This is a genomic window from Agrobacterium sp. SOY23, assembly GCF_027212525.1.
Classification (GTDB): Bacteria; Pseudomonadota; Alphaproteobacteria; order Rhizobiales; family Rhizobiaceae; genus Agrobacterium; species Agrobacterium tumefaciens_I.
Genome location: NZ_JAPWDT010000012.1, coordinates 96,609 through 113,992, shown reverse-complemented (window position 1 = coordinate 113,992; position 17,384 = coordinate 96,609). Strand labels below are relative to the sequence as shown.

Here is a 17,384-nt window from a genome sequence, read left to right as displayed (position 1 = left end):
AACAATTTCATGATATTGTTATTATGATCGCCCGCCATCAATTTCTGTCGCCTTTTCAATCCACTTCCCAATTACATCCCTTCCGGATTCACCTATAAATAAATCCACATCACTGCAAAAACCTATATAAAATCACCTGCTTATACAGCAGTAAATTGTCTGCGCGCAAACCAGTAAACTCTACCAGTCAAATCCCGCACCTCCGCAAACAAGGATACATTTACAATTAATTTATATGTTTCAGGCTTCGTTCTAATTAAATTATATGTTTTGTCGGCGCCTTCCTCGCCCCACTCAATCACCAAAAGGTAATTTATTCCACCTAAAAAGTATAAATATAAAAAACATATGTATTAATTTCAATTATATAGGTAAAATATTCCGACGTGAATATCTTTCAATGCATCCATACCTGAGGAAATCCGCGCCTACGGACAGTGTGCGTCAAACAGAAGATCGGGCGGGCGAACATTCCGCCAGTTGCCTGCCTACAGCCCATCGCCGCTCGGGTTTATCGATCTTCTAACTTCAATATCCAAAAATAAGGGATCACAAATGATTCTTTATTTGTAATATCCATCGATTAGGGATCATTTTTGACCCTATGATTCCATGATATGCTGTCTAGCAATAACGGATCATATGTGATACTGTTGCTAAAAATTTCGCCATAAAGGATCACCTATGATTCCTAATCAAAAGCCTCCAACAGGTAACATCGAGACAACTATGCGCGATCTAGGCACCAGATTGGCTCGGGTTCGCCTTAGTCGCAACCTGACCCAAGCACGACTGGCGCAGGAGGCCGGAGCTTCGCTTCCGAGCATCAAGCGGCTGGAGGCTGGCCGGAACAGCTCGCTCGATACCCTTCTCCGTGTATTGAGAGCACTTAACCTGGGCGATCGCATTCTCGACATCCTCCCCAACCCGGACGTTCGACCGGTCGAGCGAGTCCAGCATGACGGCCACGAGCGGCGGCGCGCACGAACGCAGACAGAAGCCCCAAAAGCCAGCGATTGGGCATGGGCCGAGGAGGATGAGCAATGACGGATGCGACCGTCCGGCTATGGGGTAGAGATATCGGTGCCGTTAGTTGGCTCGACGACAGAGCGATCGGCGTATTCCAATACATGCCTGAGTTCGTCCAAAGCACCATAGAACTGGCGCCGATCATGATGCCGCTGCGCCCCGACCCATACGAATTCCCCGGTTTGCCCCGTGACGCCTTCAAGGGTTTGCCCGGCATGATCGCCGACTCCCTCCCAGACAAATTCGGCAACGCTCTGATCGATACATGGCTCGCGACCCAGGGACGTTCGGCCGGCAGTTTCAATCCGGTCGAGCGCCTTTGTTATATCGGTACGCGCGGCATGGGCGCGCTCGAGTTCCATCCCACGATCCTCAAAGGGCCGCGCAAATCCCAACGCCTTGAGATCGATGCGCTGACCAAACTCGCCAACGAAGTCCTCAACAATCGTGCCAACCTTGCGGGTATCCTCAAGGGCGATGACGACCACGAAACCCTGCAGGAGATCCTGCGCGTCGGGACATCCGCAGGCGGCGCACGCGCCAAGGCTATCCTTGCATGGAATGAAAAAACCGGGGAGTTCCGATCCGGTCAGGTCAAAGCCGGTGAAGGTTTCACCTATTGGCTCATGAAGTTCGACGGTATCTCCAACAATCGTGACAAGGAGCTGGCCGATCCACAGGGCTTTGGCCTTATCGAGTACGGATTCTTTCTCCTGGCCCGCGCCGCCGGCATCGACATGACTGAATGCCGCGTCCACCATGAAGGCGGCCGATCGCATTTCATGACACAACGCTTCGATCGCACCGCCAACGGCCAGAAGCTCCACATGCAGTCGTTCGCAGCCTTGCGCCATTATGATTTCAACGCGGCGGGAGCTTATTCCTACGAACAGGCGGTAGAGACGATCCGGCTCCTCGGCCTTCCCGCTTACGACATCGAGCAGCAGTTTCGCCGAGCGGTTTTCAACATTCTTGTCCGAAATCAGGACGACCACGTCAAGAACATCGCCTTCCTCATGAATCGAAAGGGCGAATGGCGGCTATCACCAGCGTTCGACGTCAGCTACGCCTACAATCCGGATGGAAGCTGGACCCATCAGCACCAGATGAGCCTGAATGGTAAACGCGACCATTTCGAGCTGTCCGATCTTATCCAGTTCGGCATTTTCTGCGACCTCAAGCCCAAAAAGGCCGAAGAAATTATCCGCGAAATGCATACACAGGTCGAAAACTGGCCAGCCTTCGCGGAACAGGCCGGTGTAGCCGAAAAGACCGCGCAAATTATTCACCGAGCCATGCGGCGAGAAATCATCATTCCAGCCTAAGACACGGGACCTGATCAATCATGCTAAGGAGAGACCATCGATAGAGGAACCGGCACAGAAGACCGGCATGCGCGAGGCACGGCCTCACAACCCCTGCAAGAATGTGGAGTAGCAATAGCCTGCCGATCGCGGCGGGGACCAAGAGTTGGGTACAGATGATCCCCTAGCGCAACACCGCGACCGCGATCACGTACCCTTTTTGGGCTTTGACGGAAGAAGGCCTTCGCGCTGCATCTGCTTACGGGCGAGTTTTCGCTGGCGACTGACTGCCTCAGCTTTTTCCCGCGCCTTCTTGATGGATGGCTTCTCAAAAGCTTCACGCAGACGCATTTCGCGGAAAATGCCCTCTCGCTGGAGCTTCTTCTTGAGAATGCGCAGCGCCTGATCGACGTTATTGTCGCGTACTAGAACCTGCATGGGTCCCTCTCGAGGTCAAAAATCGGTGCGCTACCATACGCAATTTGGCGTCGAATCCAAGAGCGAGCATCTCCTGTGATGGGCTTTTTTACGGAGAACGCGGTCGGCGGAATTCAGGGCAAAATATCTCGATCTGGACAGGGCCTAAGCCAGCGTCGAAAAGGGGATCAGCAACAAATTTGCGACTGGTCTTTGCCAATTGCACGCTTTGATTGTACGAATCACCGCCCATATCGAGGAAAGTAACATGGCGCATAAGTTCGAAATCTACAAAGACAAGGCGGGCGAATTTCGTGTCCGCTTTAAATACAACAATGAAGTGATCTTTGCGACGGAGGGTTATTCCTCCAAGGTGAATGCACAGAACGCAATTGCTTCGATCAAGAAATATGGGCCTGGCGCACCTACCGAAGACAATAGTTGAGACTGTAAGGGGTACATCCACGCTCGGGCGTGCCGCATTTTCCCAATTCGCCCCAGTCCTGTTTCGCGGAGCGCACGTCTTTGTTCAAGGTTGCTTGAACCCGATAGGGGAATTTCGGTATAAATAAATTCCGGCGCTGTTCGTCGGGTACATTTTTGGAATTTCAGCTTCCTATAGAGATAACCATACTAGATGAACAGGTCACAGTGGTGGGTCGAAATGTCATTCAACGTCAACGATCTGGCTACTGGATACGAAAACGTAACCAGTCTCTTTGGGTTGTCGGCAAGGGATCAGACTGTCCTGTTGTTCCGCAGGCTATTGAGCGAAGCTGAGCATGAATCACTTCTGACCTCCGGGAAAACAAGGTGTTTCCCAATCTACATCGTTCCAGCATATCTACAGTTCGGGGGGAAACTTCAGGACATCGCTGCGGCAATACCAACCCGGCATCCCGCTAGTACATATCGATGTCAGTACTATCTTTTTGACTGCGGCTCCCGAGAGATCAATGCCCGACCTGAAACTCGTGACAAAAACTATTCTCCGAAATATGCGGTCGTCACGCGTCTCAACGAGATCAAGGCATTGGATAGCTGTAAACCGCAAGAAGGGCATCGATACATGGCAAACGCCAACTACAACATCGTCAAACAATTTTTGTCGTAGTTTTTAAATCGAATCCCGGCGGCATCCAGGTTTTCCAGTAAACGCGAAAAATCTTTGTCCCTGCACTGCGAGGAGAACATTGCCGCCATATTTGCGCCCGTAATCCAGAATGGTGAGACTATGTCGAATACAATCAATCTGTCGGGTGAAGGCTCCCATGAGCGTGTCGAGGGCAGTTTCCTGATCAATCACGTTACGGTAACACAAGCACTTTATGCGCCTGACGCCAACGATCATCACAAGATCATTTCGCAAAGCAACGTGTGGGCGATCAATATCGTCAACGCACAGTACGTTGCTGGCACCTCAGTCCGCACAGGGCAAGTTGCAATCCCGACCACCATGGACACAGGGCGGTATATTGCTCACGATGACGGATATGATCCGTTTCGTGACCTTTATCCCGTCAATGAGAAGAACATGACATCCGGTCGGATCGTTGTCGTCCTCGATCCGGATAATGTTCGCCCGACGAGTAAACTGCTCAGGATGCTGATCGAAGGCGTGGCCTATGTGGATGAGGATGCCTACAACGATATGCTGGCCGCAATCGACAAAAGATAACCCGCAGGAAGAAGGACAGGGTCTTCGAAAAGGGCTTTATACTTGCCATTTAAAATTATAGACCATAATCAATACATCGCGGAAAGTGGGGACATTACCCCCGGCAGCCATAATCCCAACTGACCGGTCGCCACTTTCCGCTATTGCCAGGCCATCTAGTTCTTTGCTTCGAGCCACAGAAGAAGTCGTATTTCTTTGAAGGCACCGAAAGGCGTGGCTCTTGCGTTCGCGTAGCACGGCTGGCATCGACGCGCTTTTATTGCTCTGCCGACCTCTCGTCTTGATCTGCGGCTATTGCCTTGATCATCTCGATGATGCGTTGGCGTACCTTCGGGTCAGTAATCCTTACGAACTCGCGGTTAAGCCGGAATCCTTCCGGTGACGACAGGAATGTCTGAAAGTCATCGCGCGGCAAAGCATGTGACGGGTCAACGTCATCAAGAGACAAGCCCTGTCCGGGGGCGTTTTCAAAGAAAAACGAGACCGGGACACTCAAAATGCTGGCGATGTTTTGAAGGCGGCTGGCCCCGACACGATTGGTTCCACGCTCGTATTTCTGGATTTGCTGGAACGTAATGCCGAGGTTGGCTCCGAGCCGTTCCTGGCTCATGCCGCTCATGGTTCGGCGCAGCCTGATGCGGTTTCCCACATGCACGTCAATCGGATTGGGCTGTTTCTTGCCAGTTTGTGACATCATTTTCCCCTTTATTGTAAGAATGCAGCGTAGAAACGGTATGGATCAAAGCCCGACACCCGGCAAGATGCCGGCACGTGACGGGATAACCCTCGCTGCCAACGGCTTTGCGTTTTGTGAAGTTTGACCATCGGCATTACCATAGTTGGAATGAGACCGGCATCGTTAAACGTTACCGTTTCGTCATGCCAATCGGCGCACCCCTCTGAGCACGGTAACCGGTGTTCTGCTCCCACGTTGTCCTAGTCGGCCTATCTGCAAGCGCTGTTTGCCTTCACCTTGACGGCGGCGTGTGATGCCTGTCGAAGGCTGGAGACGTTGCGCGGATGGCAACTCCGGGGCATTGGCGGATGTTCATTTCTCGCGGTGTGATCGCCCGCGAACATACCCGATAACAAACATAACACTCAGGTATGCCATGAGCGCCGAACCGCACACCAGTGCTAATGCAAGGGGATAGAAGAGGTATGGGGAATCCGCGCTTGTGATGGCTGATCCACGTCTGCCGGGCAGCTCTCCATGAAGGAAAGAGGTAATAGAATAGGCAAGAAATGTCGGGCCTAGAAGAGAGAAACCTACGACTGCTGCCCACTTTCGAAACCAATTTCCCAAATCATGTCCTCGATATAGTGGCGATAATAGTCGCGGCCGAGCCCCGTTTAAATACACCTCAAGCCTGTTCAAAATCGATAACTTCAACCACTAAATTTGAAACGTTTTGTCTCCTCTGTGGCGGCCTGTGGTCTTGCGTGCAGCACCAAGGTAGCAGCTCATCGATGCGACTCTGCTTGTGGCCGTTGACGATGGCAGTGAGCGTGGCGGTCAAGTAGGCCAGCGGATCGACGGCGTTGAACTTAGCCGAACTGCCTTTTGTCTCGTTCCCGTCAAACTGGATCGAACATCTCCCTGAACTCCGGATCAGCAAAATAGGCAAGCTTCTCAGCAAAAATTGGTCGTTGCCCGGCCAGAAATAGAAGTTGTCCGTTCGCCGGCAGATTGCGCACCTCATCAGGGGTGAGTAGCGGTCGGCCGGTATGTTGTTGGCTATAGGAGATCCCGGTCTTATCAGAATCGAGCGCTCTGGCCATGGTCTGGAACACGACCGTTTCCTGTCCGAGCAAATCAGAGATGAGGCGGGCGCTGTCATGATCGTTGACGCCGAAGACCTGCAGCACGCCGGCGTTTGACAGGAAGGTTCCGGCGCGGTGGCCGTATGTGGCACGCAGCTGATGGATGTCCTGGAGGATGGGCCAAAGCTGGACACCATAGCCCGCCATCAGACCCATCGCGCGTTCGACAGGAGCCAGATGCCCAAGGGATGCGAACTCATCGAGAAGATAAAGAACCGATGTCGTTGGCTTTGTCGGATCGCGGGCCATCTCAAGCAGGCTTTGTGAGACAAGCAGACGCAGCCAGCGCGAATAGGTCGAAAGGCGATCAGGCGGAAGGACGAGGAACACCGTTACGTTGTTGTGCTTGAGATCGGCAAACCGGAAATCTGAGCGACTGAGGACGACCGTCATGCGCGGTGAATCGAGAAAATGCGTATGGCGCTGGGCTGCGGAGAGAACGCCTGCGGCTTCGCGGTCGGATTTTCCGAGATGGCGGTTTGCGGCACGCGCCACAAGACCGCCTGCCGCATCGCTGTCCTGCATACGCTTGAGCAGTGCTGCAAACTGTTCCGGAGCAAGGGTGAGATAGTCGCGAAGTGTTGCGAGGTGCCTGCGTCTCAAAGGCTCCGCTGCAACGATCTCGAGCAGCAATCCGGCAATCAGCGCTTTTGCCTCCTCGTTCCAATGCGCCTCTCCCGCCATTCCCGGTTCGTCGAACACGAGAGCGTCGGCAAGGGTACTGGCGTCTTCCGCGACATCGAGGTTTTGGGGATCAAGCATGGCCAGGGGATTGAAGGCTGACGAGGGTCTGCCGGTGACCCCGAAAGGATCGAGCACATGAACCGGGCCGAATTTCTGGCGCGCACGGCCGGTGATCCTGGCATTTTCGCCTTTTGGATCGACGCAGATCACGGAACGGTCGGCGGTCAGCAGGTTCGGGATGATCGTGCCCACACCCTTGCCGGTACGGGTCGGTGCCATTGTGAGGAGATGGGCCGAGCCATCATAGCGCAGAGGCTTGGCCGTTTTCGTATCACGACCAATCAACAGGCCGGAACCGGATGAGGTAAGAGCGGCTGTTTCCTTGTCTGTGGCAAAGCGGGCGGAGCCATGGGTCTCATCGTCACTATCCCCGAAATGCAAAATCAGCGCACTGGTGATGAACCGGAAGGTGATCGCGGCGAGCGCCAGCAGGGTGACGAAATCGGGGATGATGTAGACAAGCGAGCCACGACCGAAACCCGTTTGCTCCAGGAAATGACGGCCACCCATGCCGATCACAAACGTGACGTTGAACAGGATGAACATAAATCCGAGGAGCCGTTTCCAGATCCGGAAGGGCATGGTGATCAAAGCCAGAGATGCCCAAAGCGGATCCCGCGCGGCGGCTCGCATCATGTTTTTGAATGCGTCCCGGGCAAGTCGCAACCGGTTCATGGAGCACCCTGCCCGCTGTCACCACCCTCTCCTGTGCCCGGCTGTCCTGGTCCGATCAGATCGTCAAACAGCGCCTTGTCATTGTCGCGTTTCAGAAAGCCCGGCAGTTCGCGGCGCAGCCAGTCACCGAGTTGCTGCTTAAAATCCTGATCATCCGAGGTTTCGAGGTGATGCAGAACGAGCGAGCCGATCAGGACCTTGCGGCGCATATCGTTGTTGCGCTCGGTTTTCGAGAGACGCGCCTTGAGTGCGGAACGTTGCGCCTCCAGTTCGGCCAGGCGCTGTTCGATGGTTTTCCTTGCCACGATTATTCCTTTCGATTGCGGTCGCACCGGAGCTGCCGCTGTTGACCGCGGCTTTGCCCTGGAAGACAGACCAGTTTCTATGAGGAGATCGACAGAGCGATTGAAAGAGCAGGTTGGACCCTGTGGTTCACGACGCTGCGGTGGCTGCTACCTGCGCTCAGGGTTGTTGTGCCAGCGGTGAATCTCAGTCGCTGGAATCTGCCGCTTGTCCCGCGGCCTGTTTGAGCTTTTCGATGTGCTCGCGGCAAACCGTGTTGACGAGATCGTAGAGGATGGACGTTCTGGCAGTCAGCCAGGTCAGAGCCTCCTCGGTGATTTCGTAATGGTCGGAGTAGCGAGCCTTCACATAGGCTTCGTTTAGCGTATTGAACCACGACTGAAACCGATGGTGATCCCGCGGCCAAGCCTCGGCAAGGCGGATATCCTGCCCTTCAGCCAGTCCACGCAAAAACTTCAGATTATGGCTCGCAGGGCTGTAGTTGGTCAGGGTCAAAAGCAGCGTGGAATAGGCCTGCTCTATGGATTGGTGCAGCATGAAAGCTGTCTCTTTCCAATCTCCATCTTTAAGCCCGTACAGGACGTGCTTGACGAAGAATTCAGCAGTGCGAGAGCGAGCCGAAAAATGCTTTTTGGCAACCTCATATGCCTGTTGCGCCGTAAGGCTTTTGGGCTCGGCAAGTTCTCGGTCATCAAGCTCATAAAGCGCAATGCCATCACGTCGGATATCGTTGAAGAAGTATTGCCCTTCCTGCAAGAAATTGCTGATTTCGCGAGCGCCATGGACAATGAGGCTCACTGGCGTCTCGATCTCCTTGTCCCACATCAGCCGGTCGGTCGCCTTGTCCCAGTATTTGGGGTCGGCCAGTTCCTTGTTGCTGACGATGACGAGGATATCGAAATCCGATCGATAGCCTTTCGACGTATGCGGCTCATCAACCCATGTGCCCCGAGCGTAGGAACCGAACAGGATGATTTTATAGATCCGTCCGTCCTTCTTGGCATCGGACTTCGAACGCTCCACCAGATCAGCAAACTCTTCCTGGATAATTCCGACGACGCGTGCGAGCTCGCGTTGCTTTCGTTCCGGCAAATGTTCAAGGCTGGTCTTCATGTCTGCTCCGCTTCTGGACGGTATCCTGTATGGGCCATTGTAAACTTCTTTGAAACTCCGATTTTTGGCAGCCACCAATCGATTGCCTGTCTTGCCGGACTATCCACTGCGCGTTGCCTGCGCCCGCTCCCTTGTCCGTCGTGCGATCAGCCTGCGCCTATCACCCTCCCCGGATTGATGCGTTTGTTTCCCTATTCAAACACGAGCAATGGCCGATTGGCGACTACTACTTTTAGTAGTCGAAATGCCCATTCGTTGTTGCTAGCGTCGCCACCGGTAAACAGACAAGGGCGCACTTACGACTTGCGGCGCAGTGGAGCGCTGAATTTCCCCGTTGAGGACCGGAGATTTCGTTTGGCGATTTATCATCTCAGCACCAAACCTGTCTCGCGGTCATCCGGCCGCAGCGCTGTGGCATCTGCCGCCTACCGTTGTGCGGTTCTCCTCACCAATCATCGCGATGGCCTTGTGCATGACTTCACCCGGAAGGAGGGTGTGGAGCATGTAGAGATCGTACTGCCGGAAGGTCTTTCTGCCGACTGGGCTTTGGATCGTTCGGCTTTGTGGAACGCTGCCGAGTTTGCAGAAAAGCGCAAGGATGCCCGCGTTGCCCGCGAATTCGAAATCGCGCTTCCGCATGAGCTTTCGTCAGAGGGGCGACTGGAGGCTGCACGCGCCTTTGCCCGGGATCTGGCGAACCGCTATGGCGCGGCCGTGGATTTTGCCGTCCATTCGCCAGGTGAACACGGTGATATCAGGAACTGCCATGCGCATGTGCTGATGACGACGCGAGAGGTTGGCGAACGTGGCCTTGGCGAGAAGACCCGTCTTGAGCACAAGAACGCAAGGCTGTTGGCAAACGGTATGGCGACAACCGACATGCAGCTTCAAAACATCAGGCAGGCTTGGGAAGGCATCGCCAACCGTGCGCTTCAACGTGAAGGTCTGGATATCCGCATCGATCATCGCTCGCATGCGGAGCGCGGCCTCGAATTGTCGCCCACCGGGCATATGGGCGTGCATGCGTCGCAGATGGAACGGCAAGGAATGGCAGTCGAGCGTGGCCGGCTGGATGACGAGGCAGCACGGCAAAATGCCGAACTGATCCGTCAAAAACCGGAACAGGTTTTATCGCTGGTCAGCAATGAGAAGAGCGTGTTCGATCGGCACGATATTGCCAAAACCTTGCACCGCTACATCAACGATGACGCGCAAATGTTCCGGAACGCCTTTGCGGCTGTCATGGCGTCGCCAGCGCTTGTCGAGCTTCAGGCTGAGCGCATCGATCCTGAGACAGGCGACGTCTCCAATGCGCGCTATTCGACGCGGGACATGATCGATCTGGAACTGCGCATGGCGCGATCGGCGGAGCGGTTGCATCAGGCGCATTGCCACGGGGTCGATCCTCGCCATGTCGAGCGTGCAATGGAGAGGCAGGATCGCTCAATCCGGAAAAGCTCCGGCGGAACGTTTGCTGCGAGCGATCCGTCAGCGGGATTGTCGGACGAACAGCGTCATGCGATCAAACATGTTACGGGCCCCGAAGGCATCGCCGCTGTGGTCGGGTTCGCTGGTGCGGGAAAGTCCACCATGCTGGCAGCCGCGCGCAAGGCGTGGGAGGCTCAAGGCTATCAGGTTCATGGTGCGGCGCTGGCCGGAAAGGCGGCCGAGGGTCTTGAAGAAAGTTCTGGCATCCAGAGTCGCACCCTTGCGTCATGGTCTTATAGTTGGAACCACGACCGGGGCATGATCGGCAGCAGTGACGTGTTCGTCATCGACGAGGCCGGCATGGTCGGGAGCCGCCAGCTCGCCCGCTTCATCGGCGAGGCTGAAGAGCGCGGTGCAAAGATCGTTCTTGTTGGCGACCATGAGCAGCTGCAGGCGATCGGGGCCGGTGCACCCTTCAGGGCGATTGCCGGGCAGATTGGCCATGTCGAACTTTCCGACATTCGCCGCCAGCGCCATGACTGGCAGAGACAGGCATCGGTTGCCTTTGCGACCCACAAGACGGCCGAGGGCCTAGCCGCCTACCGGGACCACGGCGACATTCACTTTGCGGAAAGCCGCGACGCGGCAATGGCAAAGATCGTGCGTGATTATGTCGCCGACAGTGCCGAGCATCCGGATGGCACCCGGGTTGCCATGGCGCATCGCCGTGCCGATGTACGTGCCCTCAATGCCGCCATCCGCTCCGAACTTCAGAACAGACAAAGGCTGGAGCGCAGCCACGGGCTGAGCGCCGGTGCGGACCGTGGGAATGGTGAGGACGGTCGTGAACTAACCTTCCAGACCAATAACGGCAAACGCGCCTTTGCCGCCGGTGACCGGATCATCTTCCTCGAAAACAACCGCGACCTCGCTGTAAAAAACGGCATGCTTGGCACCGTCGAGCATGTCGAGCCAAACAAGATCCTCGCCCGGCTCGATGGCCGGGGCGGCGACAGTGTCAGCATTCCAACAGACAGCTACCAGGCGATCGACCACGGCTATGCGACGACGATCCATAAAAACCAGGGCGCGACGGTCGATCGCGCCTTTGTGCTGGCGTCCGGCACCATGGACCGGCATCTGGCCTATGTTGCCATGACAAGGCATCGCGACAGCGTGCAGCTCTATGCCGACATCAAGGAGTTCGCCAATGCGGGCCGGCTGGTTAACCACGGCGTTGCGCCCTACGAGCATAACCGCCAGGCGCGCGAAAACTATTTTGTGACGCTGGAAAATGACAAGGGCGAGCGGCGCACGGTGTGGGGCGTTGATCTCAAGCGGGCCATGCGAGATGCCTCACCGCAGATCGGGGACAGGATCGGACTGCAGCATGAAGGCGCGACGCCTGTTACGCTTCCGGACGGCACGCAGGCCGAGCGCAATGCGTGGCGCGTCGTCAAGGGGGATGAACTGGCCTACCAGCAGTTAGAAAACCGCCTGTCGCGTTCCGGCGTGAAGGAAACCACGCTGGACTACATCAGGGACTTTTCCGAGCGGCGCGGGATCGCAAGCGCCCCATGGATCGCGGAGCAGCTCGGGGTCAGGAGCGAGATTGACCTTGCTACCGCCCAAAAAGAGCGTCAAGAGGTTTTGGCCCGTGCGGCCCATCCGGTGCGGGAGCAACAGGACCGGCCATCAGAGCGTCAGCAGGTTTACGAGGAACGTGCCGGCGATCTGGCCGGCCCTGTTCGCCGCCAGCATCGTCGCAATGAGTTTGCCCGGAAACTTGATGACGGACGGCGGGACGACCGGACAGAGGACGATAAAGGATATCGCCGCATCCGGTGGTCCGATCTCATGTCGCAAGACGGCGCCGTCCCTGCCCCCGCAGAAACTGCCGGCCAGCAATCGCCTCTGGAACGCGGTAAGCCAGCTCCGCTGGTGCCGGCGATTACCTGCTACGAATGCAGCATCGAAGAGGTGGCCCGGCAAAGGGCGATGTCCGTTATCGATCAGAGATTCGATACAGTTGAGTCTGTGGCGCGGCACGTGTTCCGTGACCCGGCCGAGGTCGCCGCGAGACTGCGCACCGCGATGACCGGGAAGGAAGGCAACGGGACCATCATGGCGAGCGCCATGGCCGGGCAGCCAGAGCGGTTCGGGGAGCTGCGCGGCAAGTCGGGTCTGCTCGGAAACAACAGGGAACGGAAAGAGGCGCTGCAATATGCCAGGTCTCTGTCGGCCCATATCGGCTATGTCTCCGAGGCATGGGAGCGTCGGCTTGGCGAAGAACGTCAGAGCGAACAATGGCAACGCGAAAAGCGCGATGGGGTCGAAGTGCCCGGCCTCACCTCGTGCAGCGCCGAGATCCTTGCGAAGATGGAGAAGATGCCGGTCGAGAGGCGAAGCAAGTTCATCACAGAGCTGCGATCGTCACCTGAGGGCCGAGCCGCACTCGATGAGGCCAAGCTGGTAGCCGAAGCACTCACGCGGCGGTTTGATAGTTCCGATCCTCGCAGGATTGCTGAGGAGATCGCTGCACGCCCGGAGCTCGCAAAACAGGCCGAGCAGATCAGGACGATCGCCCACATGGTGGATCGTATACGCTCCGCCGAGCTGAGCCATGACCACGCGCTGAAACGGCAGCTTGCCCGGTCTCGGGGGCCTGGATTAAGCAGATAGCAGGAGCAGAAGACGAGAACAGTGTTTGATAGCGGTCCCCCTTCAAAGTCCGCCGCGTTTCCAAATTTTCTGGGCGCCGCGATGGACCTGCCCCGTCGCGACCGGAGAGAGCATTCCGTTTCTGACCTGTTTGCGTTTCGGGGGTGCGGATAAAAAGTTGGACTGCTTCATAAGTTCAGGCCGAGGCTCTGACGATACTCGACCGGGCTGAGCGATCCCAGCGATATGTTGATACGCTTCTCATTGTACCATCGAATATATGCATCCACCTCGGCGACGAACTGTTCGATCAAAGGGGTATTCCAGATGCAGTTCGTCAATCCGGGTAACTCCTGTTCCCGCCATCTAAGCCGAAGTCAGGCAGAAATTCCACTTATACCACTGTCCAGATTTCCCGAGCCACCTCTAATTTTGTCTTATTCCTTTGCCTACAAATGCAACCTTTTAAGGCTTTGTGGGCAGCAAGATGGCGGTTAGATAAGTTCTGCAAAGCGGGGACCAGGCGCAGACAAACAATTGATTCCTCCAGAGGCATAAGAGACGGGCTGCTGCCGGTTTCATGGGCACCGAGTTAAAGTGTTCCCAATGAAACTGGAGTGACGGAATGCAACGAAGAAAGCTCAGCCGCGAATACAACCTTGAGGCGATTAAATTGGTGTATGAGCGCGGCGTGAGTGTTGCGCAGGCGCCCGCGATCTGGATGTTCACGAGAATGTCCTACGGAAATGGTCAAGGAATAAGGGAGAATCGAGTGGGTAAAATAATGACGCTCGCCGAACGTGCGCTGGCGAAGGCCGGATCTGTTATTGAAAGGGTTGCCTCTGCCGATCCAGACAAAGCAGAAAGGCTAGGAGAAAAAATCAAGGGAATAGTCGGGGAAAAACTTTTCGATAAAATAGAGGAATTTGCCGACGTAGCCGATGACGCGCGGGTAAACCGGGATCTGCAGAAAGAAAAAGATCCAGTTCGTCGCGAAATGATGCTTAGAGCAATGGTTGGCGGTTCGGAACGGGACTTCACCCGTGGTGACCGTTCAAGCGGACGCGGCCTGTGATTTTTGTACGGCCTATCTTCATCGCCACGCTGATAATGAACGCCAAGCCTAACGACATCGTCCCCTAGGCATGGCTTGCTGACATTCTCGCCGGCACGCCGACTACAAGCTGGAGCAACTGCTTCACTGGAACTGGACGCCGCACGCCTTCAATTACCTACAAGTTCAGTCCAATGGCTGCGCTGGGGCTACATGTCCGCAAGGTGGGATCGACCTCCACATATGGATGTTGCCTATCCGCAGGTCTCTTGCCCCGCGCAAGATAACCGCCAAAATCTGGCGCTCCTGGTCAGATACCACGGCAAGCTCTTGGGTGCATCAGAGTGCTTGAGTTTATCGGTGATGAATGGTTGCCGAACTTGTAGAATCGCTATCACAATCGCTAATATGCACGCATTGGCCAGCTCTCCGAGCAAAATAACAGATTGCCGATATTTCCAGCGAGCGGACGTTCTCCCCGTACTCGGTGGGTAACGCGTCGGGTTGACCTTCTTTTCCAAGGAGGCCGTGTCCTTGAACTCCAACCGCGTAGCTTGTCCAGTATGTCGAGATATAGGGTAGCTCTCTGATACCGTACGCGCGGCGGAGGCAATCAAACTGATTTTTTTGGTCAGCCGATAACTCCCATTGAGGAGTTACCAGCTTTCAACATTCTTGTCGTTTACTCGTCGTCATCGGCATTCGACACCCCTTTTTCGGCATAATAACCGAGCCGTCCGAGGTTTTGGACAGACCTCTGCCGTCCTTACACATCTACCCGAGATATTCCCGATTATGACAGATGAAACGCGATGCTGTTTGTCACGAAATGCGAATCGATGTATCTCTGTAACTACGCAAAAAAGAGGAAGTATCGTTTTTTTGCGAAACAATGCGAGAATTAAGGATTCGTTAACACTGTTGGCGCTTAGTTCCTCCAAACGGATGAGGATAGAATCGTGAATCGACATCTAAGCAGCCTTGATTTTATGCAAAATTTCGCGAGCAAGCTTGATCTTGCGCTGCAAAATCTGACTTTTGCCCAATATCCGCCAGACGCAAGGCGGGAAATGCGAAAATTCTCGTCGGCCGAAGTCGCTGCGCTGCTGGATGTCTCAGAAGCTTATATTCGCCAGATCGTTCTTAAAGAGAAAGGCCCAGCACCGGAGGTCACTGTTAATGGTCGTCGTATGTATTCACTGGAGCAGATTCTTGAACTGAGACTGATGCTGGCTGAAAAGGGGCGCAAGAAGTGGATGAACCCCCGGCGCGTCTCCGGGGAAGAATGTCAGATAATTGCAGTGACAAACTTCAAAGGAGGTTCGAGCAAAACCTCCACAACCATCCATCTGGGACACTATCTTGCCCTAAAGGGCTATCGTGTGCTCGCCGTAGACCTCGATCCACAAGCATCACTGACCAGTTTGCATGGCAATTTGCCAAATTTTGATTCCCGTCAGGACGGCACCTTGCACGCAGCAATCCGCTTCGAGGAACAAAGGCCCACGGCTGAGCTGATTAATAAAACTCATATTCCCGGCTTTGACGTCATCTGTGCCGGCCTTGAACTGACGGAATTTGAAACCGCTGTCGCATTGGAAATGCGCAAGAACGGCGGAACCAGTTTTCTGCTCAGGGTTTCCCAGGCTTTGGAACAGGTGGCGGAGGACTATGATGTCATCCTGATCGATTCCGCCCCATCATTAAATTTCCTCACCCTGTCATCGCTGACCGCAGCCACCGGCGTCTTGATCCCGGTGCCGGCGCATATGCTGGATGTCGATTCGACGGGCAAGTTTCTGGAACTCGCCGGTTCCTACATGAAGATACTGAGTGACATGGGAGCGGCGGCCCATTGGGACTTTGCAAAATTCCTTGTCACCAAGTTTGAACCCAATGACCACCCGCAAGCGAATATGACAGCGCTGATGCGCCAGGTTTTTGGCGAGGACCTATTGTTGAACATGGTGATGAAGTCCACAGCTGTGGCAGATGCCTTGACTTGGAAACAAAGCCTCTATGAAGTTCAGCGCTCGCGATTTTCGTCTCCGAAAACTTATGACCGTGCGATGGAATCTTTGAACGCCGCGAATAATGAAATTGAGAAGCTACTCTGGATGGCATGGGGACGCGAATGAGCAGAAAAAATTCCCGCGAGCTGTTCACCAACCTCCTCGCACAGCAAGATCGCCAAAGTCCCAATGCGGCACAAAAGACCACCTCACCTCACCTTCTGAAGGTTGCGGCTGGCGTTCGCCAGATCCACGAGAAGGGTGAAGCGCTCGAAAAGCTACTGGCTGAAGGCGACCGCATTATCGAAGTTGAGCCCAATGAGGTTGCCCCCTCCTCCTTGCAGGATCGCTTCGAGGGATCCTACGATGATACGGCAATTGAAGAAATCACCCGTTCGATGAAGGAAAGCGGCCAGATCGTGCCTGGCCTTGTCCGTCCTTCAAAAACTGGAGGAAAACCCTATCAGATCGTATTTGGCCGTCGACGATTGGCTGCTGCACTGAAGCTTGGCATCAAGTTTCGGGCAATATTACGCGATCTAACCGACGAACAGGCGATTATCTTCCAAGGCGAAGAAAATACCAATCGCAACGATCTTTCCTTCATTGAAAAATGTGCCTTTGCCTTGCTTCAGGAACGAGCAGGATACAAGCGGGATACAATTGCTGCCTCCCTCTCCACGGGCAAGTCACATGTCTCGGAAATGCTTCAAATCGCCGACTCGATCCCTCGCGAAACGCTGATGCTTGTAGGACGCTCCCCCGATATCGGGCGACGCAGGTGGATTGAATTTCACAAGTGCTGGATCGCGCGGAAGGACGGTGCCAACATTATCAAATCAGCCCTTGAGACAAGCGATGCCGCCGGTGGGGAGCGTTTTGCTCTCGCGCTGGCCGCGCTTAAAGGCAAATCTGCCCACGCTGCGGAGCCAACGATCAGGAACGAGATCGTTTTGGATGGTCCGGCATTGGCAACTATAACTTATGCAAAATCCGGCGTAAAATTGGCATTTTCGAAAGTCGTTCCGTCCGAATTTGTTGATTTTGTCGGAGAAAGACTAACTTCATTGCATCAAGAATTCCTGATGCGAAAGAAAACCAACGAAGAGGGATAACCCGCAAAAGAAAAAGGCCCCCAAACG

The 17,384-nt window shown here is 54.9% G+C and carries 13 protein-coding genes and 4 pseudogenes; 10 read left to right on the top strand and 7 right to left on the bottom strand.

The window, feature by feature from the left end:
* Nucleotides 1–684: 684 nt before the first annotated feature.
* The gene (locus O3S81_RS25155; protein WP_331284206.1) at nucleotides 685–1,047 is read left to right on the top strand and encodes a helix-turn-helix domain-containing protein; all 363 of its coding nucleotides are present in this window, start codon (nucleotides 685–687) and stop codon (nucleotides 1,045–1,047) included.
* A complete protein-coding gene (locus O3S81_RS25150; RefSeq protein WP_269347547.1) occupies nucleotides 1,044–2,354 on the top strand; it encodes a type II toxin-antitoxin system HipA family toxin in 1,311 nt (436 codons plus the stop codon). Before O3S81_RS25155 ends, O3S81_RS25150 begins: the two co-directional genes overlap by 4 nt.
* A gap of 161 nt (nucleotides 2,355–2,515) precedes the next feature.
* Here O3S81_RS25150 and rpsU read toward each other — a convergent pair.
* Nucleotides 2,516–2,771, bottom strand: a pseudogene (rpsU, locus tag O3S81_RS25145) (30S ribosomal protein S21); the annotation flags it as partial.
* A 247-nt stretch (nucleotides 2,772–3,018) separates the two neighbouring features.
* On the opposite strand from rpsU, the gene O3S81_RS25140 reads away from it, so the two are divergent.
* From O3S81_RS25140 to O3S81_RS25130, 3 genes are all read left to right on the top strand, one after another.
* Nucleotides 3,019–3,195 (top strand): YegP family protein, encoded by a 177-nt coding sequence (locus O3S81_RS25140; protein WP_269347545.1) that lies wholly within the window; start codon nucleotides 3,019–3,021, stop codon nucleotides 3,193–3,195.
* A gap of 219 nt (nucleotides 3,196–3,414) precedes the next feature.
* The gene (locus O3S81_RS25135) at nucleotides 3,415–3,864 is read left to right on the top strand and encodes a hypothetical protein (protein ID WP_269347544.1); all 450 of its coding nucleotides are present in this window, start codon (nucleotides 3,415–3,417) and stop codon (nucleotides 3,862–3,864) included.
* A 120-nt stretch (nucleotides 3,865–3,984) separates the two neighbouring features.
* Nucleotides 3,985–4,428, top strand: coding sequence for a hypothetical protein (locus O3S81_RS25130; RefSeq protein WP_269347543.1), 444 nt, complete (start codon nucleotides 3,985–3,987; stop codon nucleotides 4,426–4,428).
* Nucleotides 4,429–4,684: 256 nt separating this feature from the next.
* Here O3S81_RS25130 and O3S81_RS25125 read toward each other — a convergent pair whose 3' ends face one another.
* From O3S81_RS25125 to O3S81_RS25105, 5 genes and pseudogenes are all read right to left on the bottom strand, one after another.
* On the bottom strand, nucleotides 4,685–5,122 hold the full coding sequence (locus O3S81_RS25125; protein WP_269347542.1) for a helix-turn-helix domain-containing protein: 438 nt from the start codon (nucleotides 5,120–5,122) through the stop codon (nucleotides 4,685–4,687).
* A gap of 670 nt (nucleotides 5,123–5,792) precedes the next feature.
* Nucleotides 5,793–5,984 (bottom strand): annotated as a pseudogene (locus O3S81_RS25120) (transposase domain-containing protein); the annotation flags it as partial.
* A gap of 22 nt (nucleotides 5,985–6,006) precedes the next feature.
* Nucleotides 6,007–7,671, bottom strand: a complete 1,665-nt coding sequence (locus tag O3S81_RS25115) for a type IV secretory system conjugative DNA transfer family protein (RefSeq protein ID WP_269347541.1) — start codon at nucleotides 7,669–7,671, stop codon at nucleotides 6,007–6,009.
* Nucleotides 7,668–7,976, bottom strand: a complete 309-nt coding sequence (locus O3S81_RS25110; RefSeq protein ID WP_269347540.1) for a mobilization protein — start codon at nucleotides 7,974–7,976, stop codon at nucleotides 7,668–7,670. Before O3S81_RS25110 ends, O3S81_RS25115 begins: the two co-directional genes overlap by 4 nt.
* Before the next feature lie 184 nt (nucleotides 7,977–8,160).
* The gene (locus O3S81_RS25105) at nucleotides 8,161–9,087 is read right to left on the bottom strand and encodes a nucleotidyltransferase and HEPN domain-containing protein (RefSeq protein WP_269347539.1); all 927 of its coding nucleotides are present in this window, start codon (nucleotides 9,085–9,087) and stop codon (nucleotides 8,161–8,163) included.
* Between the two features lie 354 nt (nucleotides 9,088–9,441).
* Between O3S81_RS25105 and traA the strand changes: the two genes are divergently transcribed.
* Entirely contained in the window at nucleotides 9,442–13,197 is a 3,756-nt protein-coding gene (gene traA / locus O3S81_RS25100) for a Ti-type conjugative transfer relaxase TraA (RefSeq protein WP_269347549.1), read from the top strand.
* A 167-nt stretch (nucleotides 13,198–13,364) separates the two neighbouring features.
* On the opposite strand, the pseudogene O3S81_RS25095 reads toward traA, so the two are convergent.
* A pseudogene (locus tag O3S81_RS25095) lies at nucleotides 13,365–13,502 on the bottom strand (IS3 family transposase); the annotation flags it as partial.
* A 299-nt stretch (nucleotides 13,503–13,801) separates the two neighbouring features.
* Between O3S81_RS25095 and O3S81_RS25090 the strand changes: the two are divergent.
* The 4 genes and pseudogenes from O3S81_RS25090 to repB form a co-directional block, all read left to right on the top strand.
* Nucleotides 13,802–13,932: pseudogene (locus tag O3S81_RS25090) on the top strand (transposase); the annotation flags it as partial.
* A 28-nt stretch (nucleotides 13,933–13,960) separates the two neighbouring features.
* Complete coding sequence (locus O3S81_RS25085; protein ID WP_269347538.1) at nucleotides 13,961–14,251, top strand: hypothetical protein; 291 nt, start codon at nucleotides 13,961–13,963, stop codon at nucleotides 14,249–14,251.
* 938 nt (nucleotides 14,252–15,189) lie between these two features.
* On the top strand, nucleotides 15,190–16,368 hold the full coding sequence (repA, locus tag O3S81_RS25080) for a plasmid partitioning protein RepA (RefSeq protein ID WP_111794403.1): 1,179 nt from the start codon (nucleotides 15,190–15,192) through the stop codon (nucleotides 16,366–16,368).
* A complete protein-coding gene (gene repB / locus O3S81_RS25075) occupies nucleotides 16,365–17,357 on the top strand; it encodes a plasmid partitioning protein RepB (protein WP_269347537.1) in 993 nt (330 codons plus the stop codon). Before repA ends, repB begins: the two co-directional genes overlap by 4 nt.
* The last annotated feature ends 27 nt before the right edge of the window (nucleotides 17,358–17,384 follow it).

Bases quoted from the DNA above. Each gene is read 5' to 3' on its own strand.
- O3S81_RS25140 (WP_269347545.1), top strand. From the start codon at position 3,019: ATGGCGCATAAGTTCGAAATCTACAAAGACAAGGCGGGCGAATTTCGT.
- O3S81_RS25150 (WP_269347547.1), top strand. From the start codon at position 1,044: ATGACGGATGCGACCGTCCGGCTATGGGGTAGAGATATCGGTGCCGTT.
- O3S81_RS25155 (WP_331284206.1), top strand. From the start codon at position 685: ATGATTCCTAATCAAAAGCCTCCAACAGGTAACATCGAGACAACTATG.
- O3S81_RS25085 (WP_269347538.1), top strand. From the start codon at position 13,961: ATGACGCTCGCCGAACGTGCGCTGGCGAAGGCCGGATCTGTTATTGAA.
- O3S81_RS25130 (WP_269347543.1), top strand. From the start codon at position 3,985: ATGTCGAATACAATCAATCTGTCGGGTGAAGGCTCCCATGAGCGTGTC.
- repB (WP_269347537.1), top strand. From the start codon at position 16,365: ATGAGCAGAAAAAATTCCCGCGAGCTGTTCACCAACCTCCTCGCACAG.
- O3S81_RS25105 (WP_269347539.1), bottom strand. From the start codon at position 9,087: ATGAAGACCAGCCTTGAACATTTGCCGGAACGAAAGCAACGCGAGCTC.
- O3S81_RS25115 (WP_269347541.1), bottom strand. From the start codon at position 7,671: ATGAACCGGTTGCGACTTGCCCGGGACGCATTCAAAAACATGATGCGA.
- O3S81_RS25125 (WP_269347542.1), bottom strand. From the start codon at position 5,122: ATGTCACAAACTGGCAAGAAACAGCCCAATCCGATTGACGTGCATGTG.
- O3S81_RS25135 (WP_269347544.1), top strand. From the start codon at position 3,415: ATGTCATTCAACGTCAACGATCTGGCTACTGGATACGAAAACGTAACC.